The 24,424-nt window shown below is 70.7% G+C and carries 23 protein-coding genes; 18 read left to right on the top strand and 5 right to left on the bottom strand.

What is annotated here, in order from left to right:
- Nucleotide 1 precedes the first annotated feature (1 nt).
- Both ACPPVT_RS11890 and ACPPVT_RS11885 read right to left on the bottom strand, forming a co-directional pair.
- The gene (locus tag ACPPVT_RS11890) at nucleotides 2–478 is read right to left on the bottom strand and encodes a DUF456 domain-containing protein (protein ID WP_426560463.1); all 477 of its coding nucleotides are present in this window, start codon (nucleotides 476–478) and stop codon (nucleotides 2–4) included.
- A 73-nt stretch (nucleotides 479–551) separates the two neighbouring features.
- Nucleotides 552–779 (bottom strand): DUF7455 domain-containing protein, encoded by a 228-nt coding sequence (locus ACPPVT_RS11885; RefSeq protein ID WP_426560461.1) that lies wholly within the window; start codon nucleotides 777–779, stop codon nucleotides 552–554.
- Between the two features lie 244 nt (nucleotides 780–1,023).
- On the opposite strand from ACPPVT_RS11885, the gene ACPPVT_RS11880 reads away from it, so the two are divergent.
- A complete protein-coding gene (locus ACPPVT_RS11880; protein WP_426560459.1) occupies nucleotides 1,024–3,162 on the top strand; it encodes a DNA gyrase/topoisomerase IV subunit B in 2,139 nt (712 codons plus the stop codon).
- Nucleotides 3,163–3,166: 4 nt separating this feature from the next.
- On the opposite strand, the gene ACPPVT_RS11875 is transcribed toward ACPPVT_RS11880, so the two are convergent.
- Both ACPPVT_RS11875 and ACPPVT_RS11870 read right to left on the bottom strand, forming a co-directional pair.
- Entirely contained in the window at nucleotides 3,167–5,611 is a 2,445-nt protein-coding gene (locus ACPPVT_RS11875) for a DNA gyrase/topoisomerase IV subunit A (protein ID WP_426560457.1), read from the bottom strand.
- 69 nt (nucleotides 5,612–5,680) lie between these two features.
- The gene (locus ACPPVT_RS11870) at nucleotides 5,681–6,307 is read right to left on the bottom strand and encodes a nitroreductase family protein (RefSeq protein WP_426560455.1); all 627 of its coding nucleotides are present in this window, start codon (nucleotides 6,305–6,307) and stop codon (nucleotides 5,681–5,683) included.
- Nucleotides 6,308–6,349: 42 nt separating this feature from the next.
- Between ACPPVT_RS11870 and ACPPVT_RS11865 the strand changes: the two genes are divergently transcribed.
- Nucleotides 6,350–6,763, top strand: coding sequence for a pyridoxamine 5'-phosphate oxidase family protein (locus tag ACPPVT_RS11865; protein WP_426560453.1), 414 nt, complete (start codon nucleotides 6,350–6,352; stop codon nucleotides 6,761–6,763).
- Between the two features lie 3 nt (nucleotides 6,764–6,766).
- Here the strand turns inward: ACPPVT_RS11865 and ACPPVT_RS11860 are convergent, their stop codons facing one another.
- Complete coding sequence (locus tag ACPPVT_RS11860; RefSeq protein WP_426560452.1) at nucleotides 6,767–7,384, bottom strand: hypothetical protein; 618 nt, start codon at nucleotides 7,382–7,384, stop codon at nucleotides 6,767–6,769.
- Between the two features lie 167 nt (nucleotides 7,385–7,551).
- On the opposite strand from ACPPVT_RS11860, the gene ald reads away from it, so the two are divergent.
- The 16 genes from ald (at nucleotide 7,552) to ispG (ending at nucleotide 24,390) form a co-directional block, all read left to right on the top strand.
- Entirely contained in the window at nucleotides 7,552–8,667 is a 1,116-nt protein-coding gene (gene ald, locus ACPPVT_RS11855) for an alanine dehydrogenase (RefSeq protein ID WP_426560450.1), read from the top strand.
- Nucleotides 8,668–8,678: 11 nt separating this feature from the next.
- Nucleotides 8,679–9,626, top strand: a complete 948-nt coding sequence (gene xerD, locus ACPPVT_RS11850) for a site-specific tyrosine recombinase XerD (RefSeq protein ID WP_426567141.1) — start codon at nucleotides 8,679–8,681, stop codon at nucleotides 9,624–9,626.
- Nucleotides 9,627–9,825: 199 nt separating this feature from the next.
- Complete coding sequence (locus tag ACPPVT_RS11845) at nucleotides 9,826–10,662, top strand: ParA family protein (protein WP_426567140.1); 837 nt, start codon at nucleotides 9,826–9,828, stop codon at nucleotides 10,660–10,662.
- Between the two features lie 33 nt (nucleotides 10,663–10,695).
- Nucleotides 10,696–11,550 carry a segregation and condensation protein A gene (locus tag ACPPVT_RS11840; protein ID WP_426567139.1) on the top strand — a complete coding sequence of 285 codons (855 nt, stop codon included), beginning with the start codon at nucleotides 10,696–10,698 and terminating at the stop codon, nucleotides 11,548–11,550.
- Between the two features lie 41 nt (nucleotides 11,551–11,591).
- Nucleotides 11,592–12,980, top strand: coding sequence for a glycoside hydrolase family 25 protein (locus tag ACPPVT_RS11835; RefSeq protein ID WP_426560448.1), 1,389 nt, complete (start codon nucleotides 11,592–11,594; stop codon nucleotides 12,978–12,980).
- Nucleotides 12,981–13,016: 36 nt separating this feature from the next.
- On the top strand, nucleotides 13,017–13,661 hold the full coding sequence (scpB, locus tag ACPPVT_RS11830; protein WP_426560446.1) for an SMC-Scp complex subunit ScpB: 645 nt from the start codon (nucleotides 13,017–13,019) through the stop codon (nucleotides 13,659–13,661).
- Nucleotides 13,658–14,668: a pseudouridine synthase gene (locus ACPPVT_RS11825; RefSeq protein WP_426560444.1), complete on the top strand. Its 1,011-nt coding sequence runs from the start codon at nucleotides 13,658–13,660 to the stop codon at nucleotides 14,666–14,668. The genes scpB and ACPPVT_RS11825 overlap by 4 nt, the downstream gene beginning before the upstream one ends.
- A gap of 2 nt (nucleotides 14,669–14,670) precedes the next feature.
- Nucleotides 14,671–15,033: a chorismate mutase gene (aroH, locus tag ACPPVT_RS11820; protein ID WP_426560442.1), complete on the top strand. Its 363-nt coding sequence runs from the start codon at nucleotides 14,671–14,673 to the stop codon at nucleotides 15,031–15,033.
- A complete protein-coding gene (locus tag ACPPVT_RS11815; RefSeq protein ID WP_426560440.1) occupies nucleotides 15,030–16,124 on the top strand; it encodes a prephenate dehydrogenase in 1,095 nt (364 codons plus the stop codon). Before aroH ends, ACPPVT_RS11815 begins: the two co-directional genes overlap by 4 nt.
- A 31-nt stretch (nucleotides 16,125–16,155) precedes the next feature.
- Nucleotides 16,156–16,884 (top strand): (d)CMP kinase, encoded by a 729-nt coding sequence (cmk, locus tag ACPPVT_RS11810; protein WP_426560438.1) that lies wholly within the window; start codon nucleotides 16,156–16,158, stop codon nucleotides 16,882–16,884.
- A complete protein-coding gene (locus ACPPVT_RS11805) occupies nucleotides 16,881–17,600 on the top strand; it encodes a lysophospholipid acyltransferase family protein (protein WP_426560436.1) in 720 nt (239 codons plus the stop codon). The genes cmk and ACPPVT_RS11805 overlap by 4 nt, the downstream gene beginning before the upstream one ends.
- Nucleotides 17,597–19,078, top strand: coding sequence for a ribosome biogenesis GTPase Der (gene der / locus ACPPVT_RS11800; RefSeq protein ID WP_426560434.1), 1,482 nt, complete (start codon nucleotides 17,597–17,599; stop codon nucleotides 19,076–19,078). Before ACPPVT_RS11805 ends, der begins: the two co-directional genes overlap by 4 nt.
- Before the next feature lie 180 nt (nucleotides 19,079–19,258).
- Entirely contained in the window at nucleotides 19,259–20,287 is a 1,029-nt protein-coding gene (locus tag ACPPVT_RS11795; protein WP_426560432.1) for a polyprenyl synthetase family protein, read from the top strand.
- Nucleotides 20,287–21,249, top strand: a complete 963-nt coding sequence (gene ispH, locus ACPPVT_RS11790; protein WP_426560430.1) for a 4-hydroxy-3-methylbut-2-enyl diphosphate reductase — start codon at nucleotides 20,287–20,289, stop codon at nucleotides 21,247–21,249. Before ACPPVT_RS11795 ends, ispH begins: the two co-directional genes overlap by 1 nt.
- Nucleotides 21,246–23,162 carry a 1-deoxy-D-xylulose-5-phosphate synthase gene (locus ACPPVT_RS11785; protein WP_426560428.1) on the top strand — a complete coding sequence of 639 codons (1,917 nt, stop codon included), beginning with the start codon at nucleotides 21,246–21,248 and terminating at the stop codon, nucleotides 23,160–23,162. Before ispH ends, ACPPVT_RS11785 begins: the two co-directional genes overlap by 4 nt.
- 64 nt (nucleotides 23,163–23,226) lie before the next feature.
- Entirely contained in the window at nucleotides 23,227–24,390 is a 1,164-nt protein-coding gene (gene ispG / locus ACPPVT_RS11780) for a flavodoxin-dependent (E)-4-hydroxy-3-methylbut-2-enyl-diphosphate synthase (protein ID WP_426567138.1), read from the top strand.
- Nucleotides 24,391–24,424 lie beyond the last annotated feature (34 nt).

Below are 24,424 nucleotides of genomic sequence, written 5' to 3'. Positions count from 1 at the left end.
GTCAGACCAGGACCCCCAACAGCCACGTGCCGGCCATCATCAGGCCTGCGGCGAGCTCGATGAGGATGCTCCAGCCGGCCGCGCGGAGCGCGTGCAGCGTCATCGGCCAGGCCCGCGCGTGCGAGCGCGCCCGGGCCAGCTCGGCCAGGTAGACCCCGAGCACGAAACCGAGGAAGACCCCGACCACCGGGACGACGAAGAAGCCGACGAGACCCAGCCCGGCGCCAGCCAGCATGGTGGACGCCGGCACGCCCGCCTCGCGCAGCCGGCGACCGGGGAGCAGGTACTTCGCGATCTGACCGACGACGAACAGCAGGACGACCGTGCCCAGCACGATCCAGCCGGTCGCGTCCTGCCGCTCGATGGCCCACACCAGGATGGCGCCCAGAACCAGCACGAGGCCGGGCAGCACCGGGACGACCACCCCGGCCAACCCCACCAGGACCCCCAGCCCCACGACGACGTCCAAGCCGGTCATCGTCGGCCCGCCGGGACCCGACAGGCCCCGGCGCAGTGCGCCGGGGCCTGTCGAGGCGTCGAGTGAGACGAGGTCAGCGCTCGTCCTCGGGCGCGATGGCGGGGGTCTCGTGAAGCCGGTCGCTCTCGTCCGTGATGGAAGCGGCGGCCGACGTCAGGGCGGTGGCGTGCTCACGGCCGTGGTGCGCGCAGAACAGCAGCTCCCCGCCGCTGATGAGCACGACACGGACGTAGGCCTGCGCCCCGCAGCGGTCGCAGCGGTCGGCTGCGGTGAGCTGGGTGGTGGCGAGAGTAGTGGTCACGTCACCTTCCTCTTCCTCGTCAGGGACAACGGTGGCGCCGGGTACATCCGGCGCCGTCGACCTGGATAACAGTCAAGCACGTCAGATCGTTCCCGCCGGGTAGCTTGGGCGGTGGTTCGCTCAACGCAGAAAAGCAGCGACCTTGCGGCGGGCCAGCCTCCGAGGTGCTGTCAGTATGAATCGGTAGCCTGCTGAGGGCCCTTGAGACGGCCGACCAAAAAAGCTACCCAGGAGCACAGCACCCTTGAGCGCACAGCCCGCTGCTCGTCGCAGGCCGGCCCCGGCTGGGGACTACAACGCCCGGCACCTGTCGGTCCTCGAGGGGCTCGAGGCCGTGCGCAAGCGGCCTGGCATGTACATCGGGTCGACTGACAGTCGCGGCCTCATGCACTGCCTGTGGGAGATCATCGACAACGCGGTCGACGAAGCCCTGGCCGGGGTGTGTCACCGCATCGAGGTGACCCTGCACGCGGACGGGTCCGTCGAGGTGCACGACGACGGGCGCGGCATCCCGGTCGACATCGAGCCACGCACGGGCCTGTCCGGGGTCGAGGTGGTCTTCACCAAGCTGCACGCCGGCGGCAAGTTCGGGGGCAGCTCCTACACGGCCACCGGCGGCCTGCACGGCGTCGGCGCGAGCGTCGTGAACGCCCTGTCCTCGCGCCTGGACGTGCACGTCGAGCGCGGCGGCAAGGTGCACTCGATGAGCTTCCGGCGCGGCGAGCCGGGCACGTTCGGGGACGGGCGCGGCGAGCCCACCCCGCAGTCCCCGTTCGAGCCGTTCGTCTCCCGTTCCGAGCTGCACGTCAGCGGCAGGGCGAAGCGCGGCGTCACCGGCACCAGGATCCGGTACTGGGCAGACCCGCAGGTGTTCCTGAAGGAGGCGCAGTTCACCTACGAGGACCTCGTCACCCGGGCCAGGCAGACGTCGTACCTGGTGCCCGGACTGACCCTGGTGCTGCGCGACGAGCGCCGGCTGCCCGGGACCGCGGGGGAGTCCGGCCCGTACGAGGAGGTGTTCCTGCACGAGGGCGGGATCACCGAGTACGTCGACTTCCTGGCTGCCGACGGCGCGGTCACGGACGTATGGCGCCTGCAGGGCACCGGGCACTTCCACGAGACGGTTCCGGTGCTCGACGAGCAGGGTCACATGAATGCCACAGAGGTCGAGCGCGAGTGCGAGGTCGACATCGCGCTGCGCTGGGGCATCGGTTACGACACCCATGTGCGCAGCTTCGTGAACATCATCGCCACCCCCAAGGGCGGCACGCATTTGGCCGGCTTCGAGGCCGCCCTGCTCAAGACGTTCCGCAAGCAGATCGAGACCAACGCGCGTCGGCTGAAGGCCGGCGGCGACAAGGTCGAGAAGGACGACGTGCTGGCCGGCCTGACGGCGGTGGTCACGGTGCGGCTGGCCGAGCCCCAGTTCGAGGGCCAGACCAAGGAGGTGCTCGGCACCAACGCCGTGCGCGGGATCGTCTCCCGGGTGGTCGAGAAGGAGCTCACCGAGCTGCTCACCTCGACCAAGCGTGGTGCCAAGCAGCAGTCGGCGCTACTGCTCGAGAAGGTCGTCGCCGAGATGAAGACGCGGATCAGCGCCCGCCTGCACAAGGAGACCCAGCGCCGCAAGAACGCGCTGGAGACCTCGTCGTTGCCCGCCAAGCTCGCGGACTGCCGCACCAGCGACCTGGAGCGCAGTGAGCTGTTCATCGTCGAGGGTGACAGCGCGCTCGGCACCGCCAAGCTCGCGCGGTCCTCGGACTACCAGGCCCTGCTGCCGATCCGCGGCAAGATCCTCAACGTCCAGAAGGCGTCCGTCGCGGACATGCTGAAGAACGCCGAATGCGCCTCGATCATCCAGGTGGTCGGGGCCGGCTCCGGACGCTCGTTCGACCTCGAGGCCCGCCGCTACGGCCGGATCGTGCTGATGACCGACGCCGACGTGGACGGCGCGCACATCCGCACCCTGTTGCTCACGCTCTTCTTCCGGTACATGCGGCCACTGGTCGACGCCGGCCGCGTGTACGCCGCCGTGCCCCCGCTGCACCGGGTCGAGATCGTCAACCCCGGCAGCAAGAAGAACGACGTCGTCTACACCTACTCCGAAGCCGAGCTGCGCAGCCTGCTCAAGCAGCTGGAGAAGAAGGGCAAGCGCTACAAGGAGCCCATCCAGCGCTACAAGGGTCTGGGCGAGATGGATGCCGACCAGCTGGCCGAGACGACCATGGACCCTCGCCACCGCACGCTACGCCGGGTCACGGTGCCGGACGCAGAGCGTGCGGAGCGGGTCTTCGAGCTGTTGATGGGCTCGGAGGTCGCCCCGCGCAAGGACTTCATCGTCGAGGGCGCGGCCGACCTGGACCGCGAACGCATCGACGCCTGACCGGTCAGGCCGGCGGCGCCACCGCTGCGATCGGAGCGGCCGCCGGGGTGCCTGACCCGTCCCGCCGTCCGGTCGCGGCAGGAAGGTCGACGGCGCCGCCATTGGCAGCGCTCGCGCGCGCCGGGGTCGCTCCGGCCCAGCCGAGGATCAAGGTGTCCTCGCCGCGCAGGAAGCGGTGGCAACGCACGCCGCCGGTGGCCCGCCCCTTGCCCGGGTACTCCGACCACGGCGTCACCTTGACCGAGCCGGGCTCGGTGCCGGGCAGCGCTCCCGTCGATCCCGCCACCGTCACCACGACCGCATCGGCAGTGGAGTCCACGGCTCCGAACCACACGACGCCGGCGCCGGCGGACAGCTTGACCCCGGCCATTCCACCCGCGGGGCGCCCCTGCGGGCGGACCGTCGCGGCGGGGAAGTGCAGCAGCTGGGCGTCGCTGGTGATGAAGCACAGCTCCACCGATTCGCTGGCCAGCTCGACTGCCCCGACCACCTCGTCGCCGTCCTTGAGCCCGATCAGCTCCCACTCGTCGCGGCCGGTGGGGTGGTCCGGCAGCACCCGCTTGACCACGCCCTGGGCAGTGCCGAGAGCGAGCCCGGCCGGGGACAGCGAGGTCAGGGTCAGCACCCGTTCGCCGGGCGGCAGGTCGACGAAGGCGCCGAGCGGGGCACCCCCGGCCAGGCTCGGTGACCCGTTCGTCGGCGGCAGCGCCGGGAGCTCGAGGGCGGACAGCCGCAGGGCACGACCGCGCGAGGTGACCAGGGCGATCTCTCCTCGGGCGGTCGTGCGCACCGCGCTGACGATGGCGTCGTGCTGGTGCCGGTCTGCGGCCACCGGCAGCGGGTCGTCGGTGCCGGTGCGCGCCAGCAGCCCGGTGGACGACAGCAGCACCCAGCACGGGTCGTCGGTGACCTCCAGCGGCGTCGCCGCGGCCGCCGGGGTCGGCGCGCCGGCTGACGCGAGCAGCACGGTCCGCCGTGGCGTGCCGTGGGTCTTGGCGATCTCGGCGAGCTCCTCCGACACCAGGCGGCGCAGGGCCGCGTCGTCGCCCAACACCGCACGCAGCTCGTCGATCTGCCGGCGCAGCTCCTCGGACTCCTTCTCCAGCTCGATCCGGCTGAACTTGGTCAGCCTGCGCAGCCTGAGCTCGAGGATGTACTCCGACTGCGCGGTCGACAGGTCGAAGACCTGGGTCAGCCGGGTGCGGGCCGTGTCAGCATCGTCGCTGGAGCGGATGATCGCGATGACTTCGTCGATGTCCAGGATCGCGATCAGCAGACCCTCGACCAGGTGCAGCCGATCCTCGCGCCGGGCGAGCCGGTGCGCGCTGCGCCGGCGCACGACGTCGATGCGGAAGTCGACGTAGACCTTCAGCAGCTCGCGCAGTCCCAGGGTCCGAGGCTGACCGTCCACCAGGGCCACGTTGTTGATGCCGAACGAGTCCTCCATCGGCGTGAGCCGGTAGAGCTGCTCGAGCACGGCGTCGGGGTTGAAGCCGTTCTTGACCTCGATGACCAGCCGCAGGCCGTGGTTGCGGTCGGTCAGGTCGACGACGTCCGAGATTCCCTGGATCTTCTTGGCACGAGCCAGGTCGACAATCTTTTCGCGGACCTTCTCCGGGCCCACCGCGTAGGGCAGCTCGGTGACCACGATCCCCTTGCGCCTCGGGGTGATCGACTCGATCCGTGCCGTCGCACGGGTGCGGAACGAGCCACGACCGCTCTCGTAGGCCTCGCGGATGCCATCCAGTCCGACGATCCGCCCTCCGGTCGGCAGGTCCGGGCCGGGCACGAAGCGCATCAAGTCGTCCAGGCTCGCGTCCGGGTTGGCGATCAGGTGCCGGGCCGCGCCGATGACCTCGACCAGGTTGTGCGGCGCCATGTTCGTCGCCATCCCGACCGCGATGCCGCTGGCGCCGTTGACCAGCAGGTTCGGGTACGCCGCCGGCAGCACGTCGGGCTGGGTCAGCTGGTCGTCGTAGTTCGGGACGTAGTCGACCGTGTCCTCGTCCAGCGAGCTGGTCATCAGCAGGGCCGCCGGGGCCAGCCGGGCCTCGGTGTAGCGCATGGCCGCCGGCCCGTCGTCCGGTGAGCCGAAGTTGCCGTGGCCGTCGACCACTGGCAGGCGCAGCGAGAAGGGCTGGGCCATCCGGACCAGCGCGTCGTAGATCGCGCCGTCGCCGTGCGGGTGGTACTTGCCCATGACCTCGCCGACCACGCGCGAGCTCTTCACGTGCCCGCGCTCGGGACGCAGGCCCATCTCGGACATCGAGTAGAGGATCCGGCGCTGCACCGGCTTCAGGCCGTCCCGCGCGTCCGGCAGGGCACGCGAGTAGATCACCGAGTACGCATACTCCAGGAACGAGTCCTGCATCTCGGACTGGACGTCGATGTCGACGATCCGCTCCGTGTAGTCCTCGGGCGGTGGGGTGGACGACGAACGACGGGCCATGGCGTCCATCATCACGTACACCGCTGACTGGACCGCGCAGGCGGGGCTGCACGGCCGCCGGTGTCGCGCTCAGCCCTCGCGGGCGGTCCGGTAGGGCGAGCCGAACCGGCCTTCGTGCGCCACCTGAGCGACCGGACGACGCCCACGACGCAGGCTCGGACTGCGTCGGTCCGCAGCCGGGTAGCCGACCGACACCACCCCGACCAACCGTCGGTCGGCGGGGACGTCGAACGCGGCACGCAGCGAGGTGTGGGCCGCGGGTGGGACGCCGAAGAAGCACGCGCCCAAACCACGGTCCACGGCGGTCAGCAGCATCAGCATCGCTGCCATGCCGGTGTCGACGTCCCAGTAGGGGACCGGCCAGCGTGACTCGGCCCGGTCGGTCCAGCCCTTGTCCGCCTCGGCGTAGCGGTCCAGATAAGCGTTCTTGTCGCTCAGGCAGAGCACCAGCAGCGGCGCCGACATCAGCCCGCGCAGCCAGGCATCGGGCTCCTCGTCTTCCGTCGTGGCGTCCCAGAACCTGCCTCGGACCTGTGGGTCGCGAAGGACCACGAAGTCCCAGCCCTGGCTGAACCCCGCGCTCGGCGCCCGGACCGCGTGCTCCAGCAGCTGGTCGACCACGTCGTCCGGCACCGGCCGGCCGGGGTCGTACGCGCGAACCATCCGTCGGCGTCGGATCACCTCGTGCAGCTCCATGCCAGGATCGTCGCAGCCCGTGCCGCGAGGAGAGGACCGAACGTGCCGAAGCCACCCCTGCCAGAGGACACCATGGCCTTGCTGCGCCGGCCCAACCCGGCCGTGGTCGCCGTCCTGATGCCGGACGGCCAGCCGATGTCGGTGGCCACCTGGTACCTCGTCGAGGACGACGGGCGCGTGCTGGTCAACATGGACGCCGGACGTGCCCGGGTCGCGTGGATGAGGCAGGACGCGCGGATCGCCCTGACCGCGTTGAAGGATGGGGAGTGGTACACCCACGTGAGCGTGCGCGGGCGCATCGTGAGCTGGCGCGACGACGAGGGACTGGCTGACATCGACCGGCTCAGCCGGCACTACGGGGGCCGTCCCTACCCGACCAGGGATCGCCGCAGGGTGAGCGCCTGGATCGAGATCGAGCACTGGCACGGCTGGGGCGAGGCACGGGCCAAGGATTGAGGCTCAGCCAGAGGTGACGGGCGGCGGTCGCAGGCCGACGGCGCGCAGCTCCAGAACGGCCAGCGCGCGGATGACCGGGGCGTCACCGCGCCGCCACGCGCCGGCGGGGTCGTCGCTCACCCTGGCCAGCACGTGCATCGGTTGGTTGGCCATCGCTCGCAGGGCGAACAGGTCCAGGTCGGCGTCCGCGTCGACGAACCGCTGGGCTGCCCGCGCGCGGCGCACGAAGGCGATCCGGGGGACGCCCCACAGCACGAGCGCCGCCAGGATCGGCAGCACGGCGACGACCAGGGCGAGCACTAGGGCGAGCCGTTCGACGGCCTGCTGCTGCTCCTGCCCCGCGCGGACCAGCGTCCCGGCGGCCCGGCTGGCGGCGTCCAGCGGGCCTCGGACGTCGTCGCCGACCAGCGGCAGTCCGCTGAGCCTGTTCGCCGCGTCGGACAGGCTCGCGCCGAGGCCACGCCCGGCGTCCGCCAGACGCCGGCCCGGCTCGGCCAGCGCAAGGGTGTACCGATGTACGGCGAGGGCGGCGCGCACGCAGAGGACGACCCAAACGGCGAGCAGCGCGTCCGCGACCACCTGGCGTCCGGCTCGCACCGGGAGCTGGGAGTAGATCCGCACGTCGGCCCTCCGATCGTGAGAGGTGTAGAGAACCGCCTGCTCGGCAGACACTGTGCAGGCCGGGACGCCACACCTACCCCGGCTAGACTCGCGCTGCCACTCCAGATCGGGGTTGACCGCGAGGCAAAGGCGCCTGGCGGTGGCGGTGCGTAGAAGGACGTGTGGCCGTGAAGGTCGGAATCCCCCGCGAGGTCAAGAACCACGAGTACCGGGTGGCGATCACGCCGTCCGGGGTGAACGAGCTCGTGCGCAACGGCCATGAAGTGTTCGTCGAGACCGAGGCCGGGCTCGGCTCGTCCATCCTCGACGAGGACTACGTCGCAGCCGGTGCCAAGATCCTGTCCTCCGCGGACGACGTGTGGGCCACCGGGGACCTGATCCTGAAGGTCAAGGAGCCGATCGCCTCCGAATACCACCGCATGCGCGAAGGTCAGACGCTGTTCACGTACCTGCACCTGGCCGCCGATCGCCCGCTCACCGAGGAGCTGGCCAAGCGCAAGGTCACCGGAATCGCCTACGAGACCGTGGAACTGGCGGACCGCAGCCTGCCGCTGCTGGCGCCGATGAGCGAGGTGGCCGGCCGGCTCGCGCCCCAGGTCGGCGCCGCCACGCTGATGCGCGCCCAGGGCGGACGCGGGATCCTGATGGGTGGGGTCCCGGGCGTCTACGCCGCGAAGGTCGTCGTGATCGGTGCCGGCGTGTCCGGGATGAACGCCGCCGCGATCGCCCTCGGCATGCAGGCCGAGGTGCTGCTGCTGGACCGCAACGTCGCCCGGCTCCGCCAGGTCGACGCGATCTACCAGGGGCACTGCCAGACCGTCGCTTCCAACGCCTACGAGGTCGAGAAGGCGATCATGGACGCCGACATGGTCATCGGCGCCGTGCTGGTGCCCGGGGCCAAGGCCCCGACTCTGGTGACCAACGAGCAGGTGTCGCGGATGAAGCCGGGCAGCGTGCTGGTGGACATCTCCATCGACCAGGGCGGCTGCTTCGAGGACTCGCGTCCGACCACCCACGCCGAGCCCACCTACCAGGTGCACAACTCGGTCTTCTACTGCGTGGCCAACATGCCCGGTGCCGTCCCGCACACCTCGACGTACGCACTCACCAACGTCACGCTGCCGTACGCGGTCGAGCTGGCCAACCGCGGGTGGCGCTCCGCGCTGCGGGCGGACGCAGCGCTCGCACTGGGCCTGAACACCCACGACGGTGCGGTCACCTACGAGCCCGTCGCCGCGGCTCACGGGATGTCGTCGGTGTCCCTGGCGGAGGTGCTCGGCTGAGCGCACAGCCGCTGCCACAGGCGTCGACGGCACTCGTCGGCGCCGTTTCCGGCTGGCTGGAGCACCTCGAGATCGAGCGTGGTGCGGCCGTCAACACGCTCGCGTCCTACCGACGCGACCTGCGCCGCTACGTGGCGTTCCTGGCCGACCGTTCGGTCACCGACCCCCAGTCGGTGGCCGAACGGGACGTCACCGCGTTCGTGACGCACCTGCGCGAGGGCGACGCCGACCACCGCCCGCTGACCGCCACCTCGGCCGCCCGCTGCCTGGTCGCAGTGCGAGGCCTGCACAAGTTCCTGCTGCTCGAGGACGTCACCACGCACGACCCGGCGACGGACGTTCGTCCGCCGAGCACGCCGAAGCGGCTGCCCAAGGCCATCAGCACCTCCGAGGTGGAGCGGCTGCTGGACGCGGCCTCGCTAGGTGACACCGCCGCCTCGCTGCGCGACCGTGCCCTGCTCGAGCTGTTGTACGGCTGCGGCGCCAGGATCAGCGAGGCGGTCGGACTGGACGTCGACGACGTCGACCTCGAGCACGGCTCGGTGCGGCTGTTCGGGAAGGGTCGCAAGGAGCGGGTGGTCCCGCTCGGCTCCTTCGCCCGGGACGCGGTGCACGCCTACACGGTGCGGGCCCGGCCCGGGTTCGCCGCCAACGGCTCGGCCCGCACCGGGCGCGGCACCACCGCCCTGTTCCTGAACTCCCGGGGTGGGCGGCTGTCCCGGCAGAGTGCTTGGACCGTGCTGCGCGCCGCCGCAGACCGGGCCCACCTGGCTGGGCACGTCAGCCCGCACACCCTGCGTCACTCGTTCGCCACCCACCTGCTCGACGGCGGTGCGGACGTCCGCGTCGTCCAGGAGCTGCTGGGCCACGCCTCCGTCACCACGACCCAGCTGTACACGCTGGTCACGGCCGAGCGACTGCGTGAGGTGTACGCGGCAGCACATCCCCGAGCGTTGTGAGGCCACAACGGCGGGGCGCCTTGATGCCCGCCGTCGCCCGCGGCTAGGGTCACGGACACTGCTCGCCTGACCTGCCCGCAACTGGAGCCGACAGCCCGTGACCGCCCACCCGCCGACCGCCGAGACCGCATCGGCATCGGACCAGCCGCAGCTGACGGCCTCGGACGACGGGTCGCACCTCGCGGTGGCGTCTGCCGCGATGGGGCCGACCGGTCGGCCGGTGGTCGAGTTCCCGGACCCCGCGCCGCTGTCCTCGCACGGTCCGGCCCGGATCATCGCGATGTGCAACCAGAAGGGCGGCGTCGGCAAGACCACGACGACGATCAACCTCGGGGCGGCACTGGCCGAGGTCGGTCGCAAGGTCCTGCTGGTCGACTTCGACCCGCAGGGCGCGTTGTCGGTCGGGCTGGGCATCAACCCGCACGAGCTGGACGTGACGATCTACAACGTCCTGATGGACCGCACCACCGACATCCACTCCGTCGTCCGGCACACCGCCATCGAGCGTCTGGACGTGCTGCCGGCGAACATCGACCTGTCCGCCGCCGAGGTGCAGCTGGTCGGCGAGGTGGCCCGCGAGATGGTGCTCGGCCGTGCCCTGCGACCGATCCTGGACGACTACGACGTGGTGCTGATCGACTGCCAGCCCTCGCTGGGTCTGCTCACCGTCAACGCGCTCACCGCGGCGCACGGCGTCCTGATCCCCCTGGAGTGCGAGTTCTTCGCGCTGCGCGGGGTCGCGCTGCTGGTGGAGACCATCGAGAAGGTGAAGGACCGGCTGAACCCGGCGCTGGAGATCGACGGCATCCTGGCGACCATGTACGACAGCCGCACGCTGCACAGTCGTGAGGTGGTGGCCCGGGTCGTCGAGGCGTTCGGCGACAGCGTGTTCCGCACGGTGATCTCCCGCACCGTGAAGTTCCCGGACGCGTCGGTGGCCGCCGAGCCGATCACCACGTACGCGTCGACGCACGCCGGTGCCGAGTCCTACCGGCAGCTGGCCCGCGAGCTCATCGCCCGCGGCGACGCCGCCTGATCCGAGGTGGTCGTCGTGGACGACGCCGCTCCGATGGCCGGACGCGGCCGGTCGGCACCGTTCCAGGTGCACCTCGGTGACGTCTTCGAGGGCCCCTTCGACCTGCTGCTGGGCCTGATCTCCAAGCACCAGCTGGACATCACCGAGGTCGCGTTGGCCACGGTCACCGACGATTTCATGGCACACATCCGCAGCCACACCGGCGAGGCGGGGGAGTGGGACCTCGGCCAAGCCAGCGAGTTCCTGGTGGTGGCCGCCACGCTGCTCGACCTCAAGGCCGCCCGGTTGCTCCCGTCGGCCCAGGTGGAGGACGAGGACGACCTGGCGATGCTCGAGGCGCGGGACCTGCTCTTTGCCCGGCTGCTGCAGTACCGCGCGTTCAAGCAGGTGGCAGCCGTGTTCGCCGAGCGGATGGCGGAGGCCGGGCGGCGGGTCGGTCGGCAGACCACGCTGGAGCCACAGTTCGCCACTCTGCTGCCCGAGCTGATCATGAGCATCACGCCGGAGCAGCTCGCCGCCATCGCTGCGGCCGCGCTCACGCCGAAGGTCGCCCCGACGGTGGGGCTGGCCCACCTGCACGCGCCGGCGGTGAGCGTCCGCGAGCAGGCGGCGGTGATCATCGACGTGCTGCGGCGGACCCGCACGACCACCTTCCGCACGCTGATCGCCGACGCCGACTCCACCCTGATGGTGGTGGCCCGCTTCCTCGCGCTGCTGGAGCTGTTCCGGGACGGCGCCGTCGGCTTCGAGCAGGTCAGCCCGCTCGGCGAGCTCACCGTCCGGTGGACCGGCGCCGACCAGGGCGACGTCGTGGTCAGCGACGAGTTCGACGACGGCGACGACGTCCTCCCCGACCCAGACCTGCCCGCAGAGCACAACCAGGAGTAGCAACCCCTCAAGCACCGGCCAAGACGGTCGAGGTGGTTGGTATGACTGCCACGTTCCGCCCCGTGCGTCGCGCCCACATCCTGAGCAGCATGTTGGCCGGCCTGGCGCTGGCGCTCGGACTGCTGGCCGCGCAGCCGGCGCCAGCCGCGTCCGCGGCCGTCCGGCCACGCCCGGCGGGTATCGACGTCTCGCGCTGGCAGAGCGCGGGTCCCGCGGACACCTGCGCGACGGGCGGCATCGACTGGGCGAAGGTCTCGCGCACCAGCCGCACTTTCGTCTTCATCCGGGCGACGCGGACCTCCGGCATGAAGACCAGCAGAGACGCGTGCTTCGCCCGGAACCGGGCGGGAGCCAGGGCACGCGGTCTGTACCGCGGCGCCTACCACTACGCCATGCCGCGCAAGACCGCTGGTTCGGCAGTCCGCGACGCGCGTGCCTTCGTGGCCGTCACGGGCGGGATGCAGGGCGCCGGGGACCTTCCGCCCGTCCTGGACCTGGAGGCCTCCGGCGGTCTCAAGCCGACCCAGCTGGCCAGCTGGGCGCACACCTGGCTGACCACGGTGCGTGCCCTGACCGGACGCCAGCCCATGATCTACACCTCCCCGTCGTTCTGGCGCAGCGCGATGGACGACAGCACCGCCTTCCACGCCTACCCGCTGTGGATCGCGCACTGGACCAGCGGTGCGCCGTCCCTGCCCGGCAAGTGGCCGACGTACGCGGTGCACCAGTACTCCGCTTCAGGTCGGGTCTCCGGCATCGGCACTGACGTCGACCTGAACGTCTTCAACGGATCCGCGTCACAGCTGGCCGCCTTCGCCCACCCGGCCACCCACCCGACCGTGGTGACCACGGGTCCGACCGCCTACCGCGGCTCGCCCTGGCAGGTCTCTGGTCGGCTGACGAGGGCCGGCGGTGTGCCGCTGACCGACACCAGCGTCACGCTGTACCGGCAGGTCGGGCTCGGCCCGTGGACTGCGGTGGCCAAAACCCGCACCTCTGCGGTCACCGCCGCGTACCGGTTCGTGCTCAGGCCGACCACGGCTGCGCGGTACCGGGTGCGCTTCTCGGGGAGCACCCGGTTCGCGGCGTCCTGGTCCTACCAACGCAGCCACACCATCCGGAACCGTGTGGTCACCGGCACCGAGCTGGTCACCGACGTGTCGCGGGTCCGCAAGGGCGGCACCGTGCACCTGTCGGGTCGGCTGCTGCGCGCCAACGGCACCCCGTTGACCCGCAGGCATGTGGTGGTCTACCAGCGCGTGGGCACCGGCCGGTGGACCGCGGTGCGCACGGTGACCACCTCTGCGAGCGCAGCACGCTTCTCGCTCACCGTGCACCCGACCCGGGCGACCAGCTACCAGGCCGTGTTCGGCGGGTCCCTTTCCATCCTGCCCAGCCGGTCCGCGGCACGTACCGTCCGGCTCCGCTGACCTCGACCCCTCCCGGCGCCACTAGACTCGGCGCCCATGACGGACCACCCGCTTCAGGCGGCCGACGGCCAGCCCGACCAGGTCACCCAGGAAGAGCCGCAGCCTGACGAGCTGGTGCTCGACGACCTGCCCTCCGGCGCCCGTGGGGCGCTCGAGGCCGTCCTGATGGTGGTGGACGAGCCGATCGCCGAGATGACGCTGGCCCAGACCCTCGCGCTGCCGCCCGGCGAGGTGTCGCAGCTGGTTCGCGAGCTCGCCGCGGAGTACGACGAGCAGGGTCGCGGCTTCGAGCTGCGCGAGGTCGCCGGTGGGTGGCGGATCTTCAGCCGCACGGACTACGCGCCCGTCGTCGAGCGGTTCGTGGTCGGCGGGCAGCAGGCGCGACTGACCCAGGCAGCCCTCGAGACGCTGGCCGTGGTGGCGTACCGACAGCCGGTGAGCCGGGCCCGGGTCAGCGCGGTCCGCGGGGTCAACGTGGACGGCGTGATGCGGACGCTGGTCAGCCGTGGGCTGGTCGAGGAGCGCGGCACCGACCACGAGAGCGGCGCGATCCTGTACGCGACCACTTCCACTTTCCTGGAGCGGCTCGGTCTGACCGGGCTTGACGAGCTGCCGGCTCTCGCCCCGTACCTGCCCGAGATCGATGTGCTCGACGAGCTGTCCGACGGACTGCACCGATGACGCCCGGCGCACCGCGCAAGGGGCCCGGCCAGGGCAACCCCGGCGGCGGGTCCGGGAAGGGCAAGCCTGGTGCAGGTTCGGGTGCCGGCAGGCCCAGCGGTGCGGGCAAGCCGGCCGGGAAGGGTGGCAAGCCGGCCGGGAAGGGTGGCAAGCCGGTCGGCAAGGGTGGTAAGCCGGGTGCCAAGGGCGGCAAGCCGGCCGGCAAGGGCGCCAACCCGCGCCCCGGCCGGCCTCGCCGGGCCCAGGCGCCGATCCCGGCGGTCGCGGTCGACGTGCACGTCGAGGACGGCGTCCGGTTGCAGAAGGTGCTGGCCCAGGCCGGGGTCGGCAGCAGGCGTGCCTGCGAGGTGATGATCGCCTCGGGGCGGGTGCAGGTGGACGGCCACGTCGTCGTTGAGCAGGGCATCCGGATCGACCCCAGCCGCCAGGTGGTGCACGTCGACGGCGTCCGCGTCCAGCTGGACGACGACAAGCTCTACCTGGCCTTCAACAAGCCGGCCGGCGTGGTCTCCTCGATGCACGACGACCTGGGCCGAGTGTCGCTGGGTGATTTCATGGCCGAGCGACCGGAGCGGCTGTTCCACGTCGGGCGACTGGACTCCGAGACGGAGGGCCTGATCCTGCTGACGAACGACGGCGAGCTCGCCCACCGGTTGCAGCACCCCGGTTTCGGCGTCCCGAAGACGTACCTCGCCGAAGTGCCGGGTCCGGTCGCGCGGGACGTCGGCAAGCGGCTGCGCGAGGGGGTCGAGCTCGAGGACGGTCCGGTGCGGATGGACAGCTTCAGGTTGATCGACTCCCAGCCCGGCAAGGCGTTGGTCGAGGTCGTCCTGCACGAGGGTCGAAAGCACATCGTGCGGCGAGCGCTGGAGGCCGTGGGCTACCCGGTCGAGCGCTTGGTTCGCGTGCAGGTCGGCCCGATCCACCTGGGCGACCTGCGGCAGGGTCGTTGGCGGGTGCTCACGCGGTCCGAGGTGGGTCAGCTGTTCAGCTCGGTCGGGTTGTGAGCATGGCGGTTCGGGCTATCCGCGGTGCGATCCAGCTGGATGTTGACGAGCGCGAGCACCTGCTCTCCTCGACCCGCGAGCTCGTCGCGGCGGTGATGTCGGCGAACTACCTGACTGCCGACGACCTGATCTCGATCGTGTTCACCGTCACCGCCGACCTCCGTTCGGAGTTCCCCGCCGTCGCGGCCCGCGAGCTGGGCCTGGGCGAGGTCCCACTGCTCTGCACCGTCGAGATCGATGTGCCCGGCGCGCTGCCCCGGGTGGTCCGGTTGATGGCGCACGCAGAGATGGACGTTCCCCGTGCCGAGGTGCAGCACGTGTACCTTCGCGGTGCCACGTCGCTGCGCCTGGACATCGCCCAGTGACCGCGCGGCAGCCGCGGTCGGTGCGGGTGGTGGGCACCGGGCTGGTCGGCACCAGCGTCGGCCTGGCCCTGTGCAGCCAGGGGGTCGACGTCACGCTGTTCGACCCCTCGCCGAGCGCGGTCGCGCTCGCCCGTGACCTGGGCGCCGGCCGGATCGAGCCGAACGCAGCGGCCGACCTGGTTGTCGTCGCCGCCCCACCGGACGTCGTCGCGGACGTCGTCGCGGCCGAGCTGGCGGCCCGGCCGGACGCCGTCGTGACCGACGTGGCGAGCGTGAAGTCCCTTCCGCTGAAACGGCTGCGCGCGATGGGCGTGGACGTGTCCCGGTACGTCGGCGGCCATCCGCTGGCGGGTCGGGAGCGCTCCGGTGCGGTGGCGGCTCGCGCTGACCTGTTCGCTGGACGCCCGTGGGTGCTGACCCCGACCGAGGAGACGAGCGAGCCGGCGCTGCAGATGGTGCGGTGGATGGCCGGCACGCTGGGTGCGACGGTCTCGGTGATGGACGCCGTCGAGCACGACGAGGCGGTCGCCGTCATCTCGCACGTCCCGCAGGTCGCGGCCAGCCTGGTCGCGGCGCGGCTGCGCTCTGCGCCGGAGAGCGCGGTGGCGCTGGCCGGGCAGGGCGTGCGCGACGTAACCCGGATCGCAGCCAGCGACCCGCACCTGTGGACCCAGATCCTGGCCGGCAACGCGGGCGCAGTGGCTCGGGCGCTGCACGCCCTGCGGGACGACCTCGACTCGGTGCTGGCCGCCGTCGATGCGCTGGGGGCCCAGCCGGACGACGCGCTGGGCGCGCGGGCTACGGTCGCCGGGTTGGTGGCGGCCGGCAACGAGGGGCACGCTCGAATCCCGGGCAAGCACGGTTCGGCGCCGACGGTCTACGTCGCAGTCCCGGTGATCGTGCCGGACCGACCGGGTGAGCTGGCCCGGCTGCTGCGCGACGTGGGGGACGCGGGAGTCAACCTGGAGGACCTGCGCATCGAGCACAGCGAGGGCCGGCCGATGGGCCTGGCCGAGATCGACGTGCTGCCCGCCGCGGCGCAGACGTTGGTCGGTGCGCTGCGTGAGCGCGGCTGGACCGTGCACGCCTGAACCTCGACTACGCTGAGTACCCCCCAGCCTGATGTCAAGGAGTACCTGCGTGCCCACGTCCGAGCCTGCCCTCGTCGTCGCCGTCGACGGGCCCAGCGGTTCTGGCAAGTCCAGCGTGTCGCGTGCGGTGGCCCGCCGCTTCGGTCTGCGCTACCTGGACACCGGCGCGATGTACCGCGCGCTGACCTGGTGGTGCCTGGAGCAGGGGGTCGACCTCACCGACCCGGCGGCCGTCGTCGACGCGATGGACGCCATGCCCTTGGAGATGGGTACCGATCCTGCCGCCCCGAGCGTGCGAGTCGGGTCCGTCGACGTCGGCCAGGCGATCCGGCAGACCCGGGTCAGCGAGCAGGTCAGCGCGGTCGCCACGAACCTCCAGGTGCGCGCCCGGATGCGTGACCTGCAGCGCAGGCTGATCCACGAGGCGTCCGAGGGCATCGTGGCCGAGGGGCGCGACATCACCACCGTGGTCGCACCGGACGCCGACGTCCGGGTGCTGCTGACCGCCACCGAGCTGACTCGGTTGCAGCGGCGCGCGCTCGAGCTGCACGGTCACGCAGAGGAGTCCGCCGTGGCGGCGACCCGCGACCAGGTGGTCCGCCGTGACCGGGACGACTCGACCGTCTCGCAGTTCGTCACCGCGGCCGACGGTGTGCGCACCATCGACTCGTCGTCGATGACGTTCGAGCAGGTCGTGGACGCCCTGACCGAGCTGGTCGGCTCGCGCACCGGACGGGTGCCCAGGGCGGGGTCCGCGTGAGCGAGCAGCGCGCCGCGGTGCGCCGGGACGAAGCGGCGCCGTCGGCCAGGCGTGCCGCGGGCGGACGCCGGGTCGGCAACGTGCTCTTCCACGCGATCTACCGCTCGCGCATCATCGGCGCCGAGCGGGTGCCCAGCACCGGCCCGGTCCTGCTGGCCTCGAACCACACTGGCATCCTGGACGGCCCGCTGGTCTACGGCCTGGCGCCGCGTCCCACCCACTTCCTGGTCAAGACCGAGATGTTCCACGGCCCGGCCGGCTGGGTCCTCGACCACTGCGGCCAGATCCCGATCCGCCGCGACACCATCGACCGCGGTGCCCTGCAGCAGGCCCTCGCCGTGCTGCGTCACAGTGGCGTGGTCGGGGTCTTTCCTGAAGGCAGTCGCGGTCGTGGTGACGTCGCCGCGGTGCACGAGGGTGTCACCTACCTGGCCATGGTCAGCGGCGCTCCGGTGGTGCCGGTGGCCTGCCTGGGAACCCGCCGTCCGGGCGGGTCGGTCGGGCAGCCGCCCAGACCTTGGCGGCGCGTCGCCGTGGTGTTCGGCCAGCCGGTGCACCTGGTCCCGGCACCGGACCTGTCCCGACGCGAGGCGAGCCGTCAGCTCACCGAGCAGCTGCGGGTGGCCCTGGCCGATCACGTGCGGGACAGTGCGGACCTGACCGGCATCCCCCTGTACGAGGACCTGCACACACTCGGCCTGGAAGGCGTGTCATGACGGAGACCGACGGTTCGAACACCGAGCCCGCACCGGGCGCGGACGAGGACGTCGTCGCCGCCGGCCTGCGGGTCGGTTTGGAGGACTACGACCTCAGCGACGAGGACGTAGCGCTCCTCGGCCGCTCGGACGAGGACCTGGCGGCCGACGTCGACGAGGGTCCGCTGCCGGTGCTGGCCGTCATCGGCCGTCCGAATGTCGGCAAGTCCACGCTCGTCAACCGCATCCTGGGCCGTCGCGAAGCGGTGGTCGAGGACGTTCCCGGCGTCACCCGTGACCGCGTCACCTACGAGGCCGAGTGGACCGGCCGCCGTTTCGTGCTCGTCGACACCGGCGGCTGGGAGCGCGACGCCAAGGGGCTCCACCTGCGCGTGGCCGAGCAGGCCGAGATCGCCATCGAGCTCGCGGACGCCGTGCTCTTCGTGGTGGACGCCACCGTCGGCGCCACCGACACCGACGAGGCCGTGGTGAAGGTGCTGCGACGCTCCGGCAAGCCCGTCGTGCTCGCCGCCAACAAGGTGGACGACGCCCGGACCGAGGCCGATGCGGCGATGCTGTGGTCGCTGGGGCTGGGCGAACCCGTTCCGGTGTCCGCCCTGCACGGGCGGGGGAGCGGCGACCTGCTGGACGCCGCACTCGCCGTCCTGCCGCCGGTCTCCGCGGTCGGTGGCGGGTACCCACCCGGCGGGCCTCGGCGGGTGGCCCTGGTCGGTCGTCCCAACGTGGGCAAGTCCAGCCTGCTCAACAAGGCCATCGGGTCCGAGCGCGTTGTTGTCGACGAGGTGGCCGGCACCACCCGCGATCCGGTGGACGAGATGGTCGAGCTCGCAGGACGGACGTGGCGCTTCGTGGACACCGCGGGCATCCGCCGTCGGGTGCACCAGACGCGTGGCGCCGACTTCTACGCGTCGCTGCGCACCCAGACCGCGCTGGAGAAGGCCGAGGTCGCGGTGGTGCTGATCGACGCCGGCACCCCGATCACCGAGCAGGACGTCCGGGTGGTGCAGCAGGTGATCGACGCCGGACGCGCGCTGGTGATCGCCTACAACAAGTGGGACACGGTCGACGAGGAGCGGCGCTACTACCTCGAGCGCGAGATCGAGCAGGACCTCGTGCAGGTGCCCTGGGCGCCCCGGGTCAACGTCTCGGCGCGCACCGGTCGGCACCTGGACAAGCTCGTGCCCGCCCTCGACCTGGCGCTGGAGTCCTGGGACACGCGGGTGCCCACCGGACGGTTGAACGCGTTCATGGGCGAGCTGGTCGCGGCTCACCCGCACCCGCTGCGCGGCGGCAAGCAGCCGCGGGTGTTGTTCGCCACCCAGGCAGCGACCCGGCCGCCGCGGTTCGTGGTGTTCGCCAGCGGGTTCCTGGAGGCGGGCTACCGTCGGTTCATCGAACGCCGTCTGCGCGAGACCTTCGGGTTCGCCGGGTCGCCGATCGAGGTCAGCGTCCGGGTGCGTGAGAAGCGCCGCAAGTAGCACCGCACGAGTCACCCGCTGACCTGACGAAGACGGGGCACCGAGAGCGACCTCGGTGCCCCGTCTTCGTCATCTCGATCCGTCGGGACCGACGCCTGAACCCCATCGAAGGATCAGCCGTCTTACACCACCTCAGCGGATTTGACCAAACGGGGCTGATCACATGACCGGTTCATGGAAATGGTGAGCGCCTCGACGACCTCCCAGCCGGGGTCGGTCGGGTTGGCTCGTGAATTGGTGGCGCCGGCGCTACGCGCGGCGGTCGGCAGGCTTGGCCCGGGAATGGCGCGGGTCGCTGGGTATCACCAGGGTTGGCTGGATGCTTCGGGTCAGCCGGTGCAGGCCAGCGGGGGGAAGGCGCTTCGGCCCGCGCTCGCGTTGCTGTCGGCCCGAGCCGCGGGTGCAGCGGCCGAGGCAGCAGTGCCAGCCGCTGTCGCGGTGGAGCTGGTGCACAACTTCTCGCTTCTGCACGACGACGTCATGGACGGTGATGCTGAACGGCGTCATCGGCCGACCGCGTGGGCGGTGTTCGGGACGTCGTCAGCCATCCTCGCGGGCGACGCGTTGCTGACCGCGGCCTTGGAGACGCTGCTGGACGTACCGGTTGCGGGCGCCCGTCCGGCGGCCCGGCGCCTCGGGGCGGCTACCCAGCGTCTGGTCTGTGGGCAGGCTGCGGATCTGGGTTTCGAGCAACGTTCCGATGTGTCGCTGCAGGAATGCCTCGCGATGGCACGTGACAAGACGTCTGCTCTGCTGAGCTGCGCGTCCTCCATCGGTGCGGTGCTGGTGGGTGCGGAGCCGGCCTTGGTCGATGGCCTGGCGGCATTCGGGGAGCACCTTGGTACCGCGTTCCAGGTGGTCGATGACCTGCTTGGGATTTGGGGAACGCCTGACCTGACTGGCAAGCCGGTGCTGTCTGATCTCAGATCCAGGAAGAAGTCATTGCCGGTTGTCGCCGCGTTGTGCGCGACCGGATCGGCGGCGGGCGAGCTGGCCGAGCTGTACTTCCGATCCAGCCCGTTAGATGAGGACGAACTGCGCCGCGCTGCGGTCTTGGTGGAACGCGCGGGTGGGCGTGGGTGGGCCGAACGGCTGGCCGAGGATGAGGTCAGCTCCGCGGAGCGGTGCCTTGCCGGGTTGAACTTGCCCCTTCAGATCCACGACGAGTTCCGTGAGATCGCGCGGTTCGCCCGAGATCGGGATCGGTGATGGCGGTGCCAATCGGGGTAGGCGACTCCGCGCCACGTTCGTTGACGGTGCTGCAAGCCAGTCCGCGGGCCTTTTGCGCGGGGGTCGAACGGGCAATTGAGATCGTCGAGCTCTTGTTGGAGCGGCAGGGTGCGCCGGTGTTCGTCCGCAAGCAGATCGTCCACAACGTGCACGTGGTGCGCGGTCTGGAGGCGCGGGGCGCGGTGTTCGTCGAGGAACTGGACGAGGTTCCCGATGGGGCCACCGTCGTCTTCTCGGCACACGGGGTCTCCCCGGCGGTGCGGCGGGATGCTGAGCGGCGCGGCCTTCGAGTGGTGGACGCGACGTGTCCGCTGGTGGCGAAGGTGCACGCCGAGGCGCGCCGGTTCGCGGGTCGCGGCGACACCATCATCCTGGTCGGGCACCGCGGCCATGAGGAGTCGGAAGGAACACTGGGCGAGGCTCCCGAGCAGACGATCATGGTGGAGACGGTCGAGGACGTCCAGCGCCTGTCGGTGAGCGGCCCGGTGTCCTATCTGATGCAGACAACGCTTGCTGTCGACGAGGCGGCCGCGGTAGTCGACGCGTTGAAGGCCCGCTTTCCCGACCTGAGGGGCCCCGACAGCGACGACATCTGTTACGCCACCACGAATCGGCAGAATGCGGTGCGGGCGGTGGCAGCCGATGCGGACGTGATCCTGGTCGTCGGTTCCAGGAACTCCTCGAATTCCGTGAGGCTGGTCGACGTAGCTCGCCGCGCGGGCGTAAAGGCCTATTTGATCGACGACGCCGACGCTATTGATCCGTTGTGGGTCCGCGATGCCAAGGTCATCGGGCTCACGGCGGGCGCGTCGGCGTCACCGGTGCTCGTCTCAGACGTACTCGAGGCGTTGCGTGGTTACGGCGACGTCAAGGTCCTTGAGCGTGAGGTCGCCAAGGAAGACGTCCATTTTGGTCTGCCGAGCGAGGTGCGATCGAGATGACAGCGCGAAGGCCGGCGAACATCGCGGGAACTGCCGCAACCGCCGGAGCCACCTTGTCCGTCCGTCCGGTCGCTCTGACGAACCTGCTCGAGTCCATCACTGGTCCCGAGGACGTGAAGCGCCTTGATGCCCACGGCGTGATCACGTTGGCCGAGCAGATCAGGAGCTTCCTCATCGACTCGGTCTGCCGGACCGGTGGCCATCTCGGGCCCAACCTCGGGGTGGTCGAAGTGAGCATCGCGTTGCACCGCGTGTTCGACTCGCCGCACGACGTGATCCTGTGGGACACCGGCCACCAGGCCTACGTGCACAAGCTGCTCACGGGGCGCCGGGCCTCCTTCGACCGGCTCCGACAGCGCGACGGCCTGTCCGGCTACCCGAGCCGGGCCGAGTCTGACCACGACGTGATCGAGAATTCCCATGCTTCGACGGCGCTTTCCTACGCCGACGGACTGGCCAAGGCGTTTTCCCTGCGCGGCATGGCAGAGCGCGCGGTGGTCGCGGTGGTTGGCGACGGTGCGCTGACCGGCGGTATGTGCTGGGAGGCGTTGAACAACATCGGTGGAGCGCCGCATCGCCCGGTCATCGTCGTGGTCAATGACAACGGCCGCTCCTACGACCCGACGATCGGCGGCCTGGCCGTGCACCTGGCCGACCTGCGTGATCGTGCACCGGGAACCAGCACCGAGCCGTCGATCTTCACCGACCTGGGCCTGGCCTATGTGGGTCCCGTCGATGGGCACGATGAAGCGGCGGTCGAAAGCGCGCTACGGGCGGCGCGGGGGTTGCACCGGCCGGTGATCGTGCATTGCATCACCCGCAAGGGCGCAGGCTATCCGCCCGCCGAACGGCATGAGGCAGATCGGATGCACGCGATCGCCGCCGGTTCCCCGGGCGCGGCCACCGCCGCCCCGGCGCAGACCTGGACCGATGTGTTCGGGCAGGAAATCGTGCGCATCGCCGCCGACCGGCCCGACGTTGTGGCGATCACGGCGGCGATGCTGCGTCCGGTCGGACTGGGCGACTTCGCTGCGGCCTTTCCAGATCGAGTGTTCGATGTCGGAATCGCCGAGCAGCACGCCGTGACCTCAGCGGCGGGGCTCGCGCTCGGAGGGATGCATCCGGTCCTCGCCATCTACGCGACCTTCCTCAACCGGGCTTTCGACCAGGCGTTGATGGACGTTGCGCTGCACCGGCTGGGCGTGACGTTCGTGCTGGACCGAGCCGGGATAACCGGCGACGACGGTCCAAGCCATAACGGCATGTGGGATCTGTCGCTGCTGCAGCTGTTGCCCGGGGTGCAGATCGCGGCGCCGCGGGACGCGGCGAACCTGCGCCGTGCGCTGCGCGAGGCTGTCGACGTCCATGACGGGCCGACAGTCATCCGCTTCCCCAAGTCCGCGGTAGGGCCGGCGGTGACCGAGATCGCCAGTGTCGGCGGTGTCGACGTTCTCAGTGCCCGCCCGCGGCCGGTTGTCCTCATTGTGTCGGTGGGGGCACTGGCCGCGACCTGCTTGGCCCTCGGCGACGCGCTCGCCCGCCGCGGCGTCGCCGCGACTGTCGTGGATCCCCGCTGGGTGTATCCGGTGAACCACGCCCTGAAGGATCTGGCGGCCGCGCACGAGGTTGTCGTCACGGTGGAAGACAACAACACGATCGGCGGCGTCGGCGCCGGGATCGCTCAGTTCCTGCGGCAAAACGGAGTGGACACGCCGGTGCGTGAGTTCGGAATCCCACCTCGGTTTCAGCCAACCGCGAAGCGAGCCGACCTGCTCGCCTCGCTCGATCTCAGCGCCGACGCCCTCGCCCCGCGCGTGATGGCAGAACTGGCAGGTTGTCTCACGTCACGACAACGTCCCCGCGGGGCAATCGGCCAGACCCGATTCCCAAAAGCTCGGGCAGCAAGCTCCTGATAACGGTCCGCGAACCGGCCGACGAGAAGCTCCGGTGGACCCGCGAGCAGAAGGGCAGACCGCCTTGACCCCCGTTAGCTTGGGAATGCCTGTACCGCCACCGCCGACGCTTGCGAAACGCCGCATCTGCCGCCAGATCCGAGTAGGCAGCGTGCTGGTGGGTGGGGACGCGCCGGTCTCGGTCCAATCGATGACGACCACCGTGACCGCCGATATCGACACGACCCTGCAACAGATCGCGGAACTGACGGCGGCCGGCTGCCAGATCGTGCGGGTCGCGGTGCCCAGCCAGGACGATGCCGACGCGTTGCCGGTGCTGGCTCGCAAGTCTCCGATCCCGCTGATCGCCGACATCCACTTCCAGCCGAAGTACGTGTTCGCTGCGATCGATGCCGGTTGCGCGGCGGTGCGGGTGAATCCCGGCAATATCAAGGCCTTCGACGACCGAGTGAAAGAGATCGCAAACGCTGCCGGGGATGCAGGGGTGCCCATCCGCATCGGCGTCAACGCCGGCAGCCTCGACAAGCGACTGCTGAGGAAGTATGGGCGGGCCACGTCTGAAGCCTTGGTCGAGTCCGCGTTGTGGGAGTGCTCGTTGTTCGAGGAGCACGGCTTCACCGATCTCAAGATCTCGGTAAAGCACCACGACCCGGTTGTGATGGTCAACGCCTACCGCCAGCTTGCCGCGGCCTGTGACTACCCGCTGCATCTGGGAGTGACCGAAGCCGGACCGGCCATGCAGGGCACCGTCAAGTCGGCTGCGGCTTTCGGGGCGCTGCTGGCCGAGGGAATCGGCGACACCATCCGCGTCTCGCTGTCCGCTCCGCCGGTCGAGGAAGTGAAGGTTGGCTGCCAGATCCTCGCCTCGCTCGGGATGCGCACCCGCCAACTCGAAATCGTGTCCTGCCCGTCGTGCGGCCGGGCGCAGGTTGACGTGTACAAGCTCGCCGAACAAGTGACCGCCGGCCTCGAAGGGCTGCCAGTCCCGCTGCGGGTGGCGGTGATGGGCTGCGTAGTCAACGGTCCCGGCGAGGCCAGAGAAGCCGACCTGGGCGTCGCGAGCGGCAACGGCAAGGGTCAGATCTTCGTCCAGGGCCAGGTGGTCAAGACTGTGCCCGAGTCGCAGATCGTCGAGACCCTGATCGAGGAAGCCTTGCGGCTGGCCGAGCAAATCGGTGCCGAGAACCGCGTGCAGACAGGAATCGCGCCTGGCGAAGCCGAGGTGTAGCGGACCTTGAACGACGTGTTGCCGGCGACGAAGT

The organism is Angustibacter sp. McL0619, from assembly GCF_049994355.1.
In the GTDB taxonomy this organism is placed as follows: Bacteria; Actinomycetota; Actinomycetes; order Actinomycetales; family Angustibacteraceae; genus Angustibacter.
The sequence above is the reverse complement of the archived record's forward strand: the minus strand, read 5'-3'. Positions and strand labels throughout refer to the sequence as shown.

Bases quoted from the DNA above. Each gene is read 5' to 3' on its own strand.
- cmk (WP_426560438.1), top strand. From the start codon at position 16,156: ATGTCAAGGAGTACCTGCGTGCCCACGTCCGAGCCTGCCCTCGTCGTC.
- ACPPVT_RS11785 (WP_426560428.1), top strand. From the start codon at position 21,246: ATGACAGCGCGAAGGCCGGCGAACATCGCGGGAACTGCCGCAACCGCC.
- ACPPVT_RS11845 (WP_426567140.1), top strand. From the start codon at position 9,826: ATGGGGCCGACCGGTCGGCCGGTGGTCGAGTTCCCGGACCCCGCGCCG.
- der (WP_426560434.1), top strand. From the start codon at position 17,597: ATGACGGAGACCGACGGTTCGAACACCGAGCCCGCACCGGGCGCGGAC.
- ACPPVT_RS11840 (WP_426567139.1), top strand. From the start codon at position 10,696: ATGGCCGGACGCGGCCGGTCGGCACCGTTCCAGGTGCACCTCGGTGAC.
- aroH (WP_426560442.1), top strand. From the start codon at position 14,671: ATGGCGGTTCGGGCTATCCGCGGTGCGATCCAGCTGGATGTTGACGAG.
- ACPPVT_RS11825 (WP_426560444.1), top strand. From the start codon at position 13,658: ATGACGCCCGGCGCACCGCGCAAGGGGCCCGGCCAGGGCAACCCCGGC.
- ACPPVT_RS11890 (WP_426560463.1), bottom strand. From the start codon at position 478: ATGACCGGCTTGGACGTCGTCGTGGGGCTGGGGGTCCTGGTGGGGTTG.
- ACPPVT_RS11795 (WP_426560432.1), top strand. From the start codon at position 19,259: ATGGTGAGCGCCTCGACGACCTCCCAGCCGGGGTCGGTCGGGTTGGCT.
- ACPPVT_RS11870 (WP_426560455.1), bottom strand. From the start codon at position 6,307: ATGGAGCTGCACGAGGTGATCCGACGCCGACGGATGGTTCGCGCGTAC.
- ACPPVT_RS11835 (WP_426560448.1), top strand. From the start codon at position 11,592: ATGACTGCCACGTTCCGCCCCGTGCGTCGCGCCCACATCCTGAGCAGC.
- ACPPVT_RS11875 (WP_426560457.1), bottom strand. From the start codon at position 5,611: ATGGCCCGTCGTTCGTCGTCCACCCCACCGCCCGAGGACTACACGGAG.
- scpB (WP_426560446.1), top strand. From the start codon at position 13,017: ATGACGGACCACCCGCTTCAGGCGGCCGACGGCCAGCCCGACCAGGTC.
- ispH (WP_426560430.1), top strand. From the start codon at position 20,287: ATGGCGGTGCCAATCGGGGTAGGCGACTCCGCGCCACGTTCGTTGACG.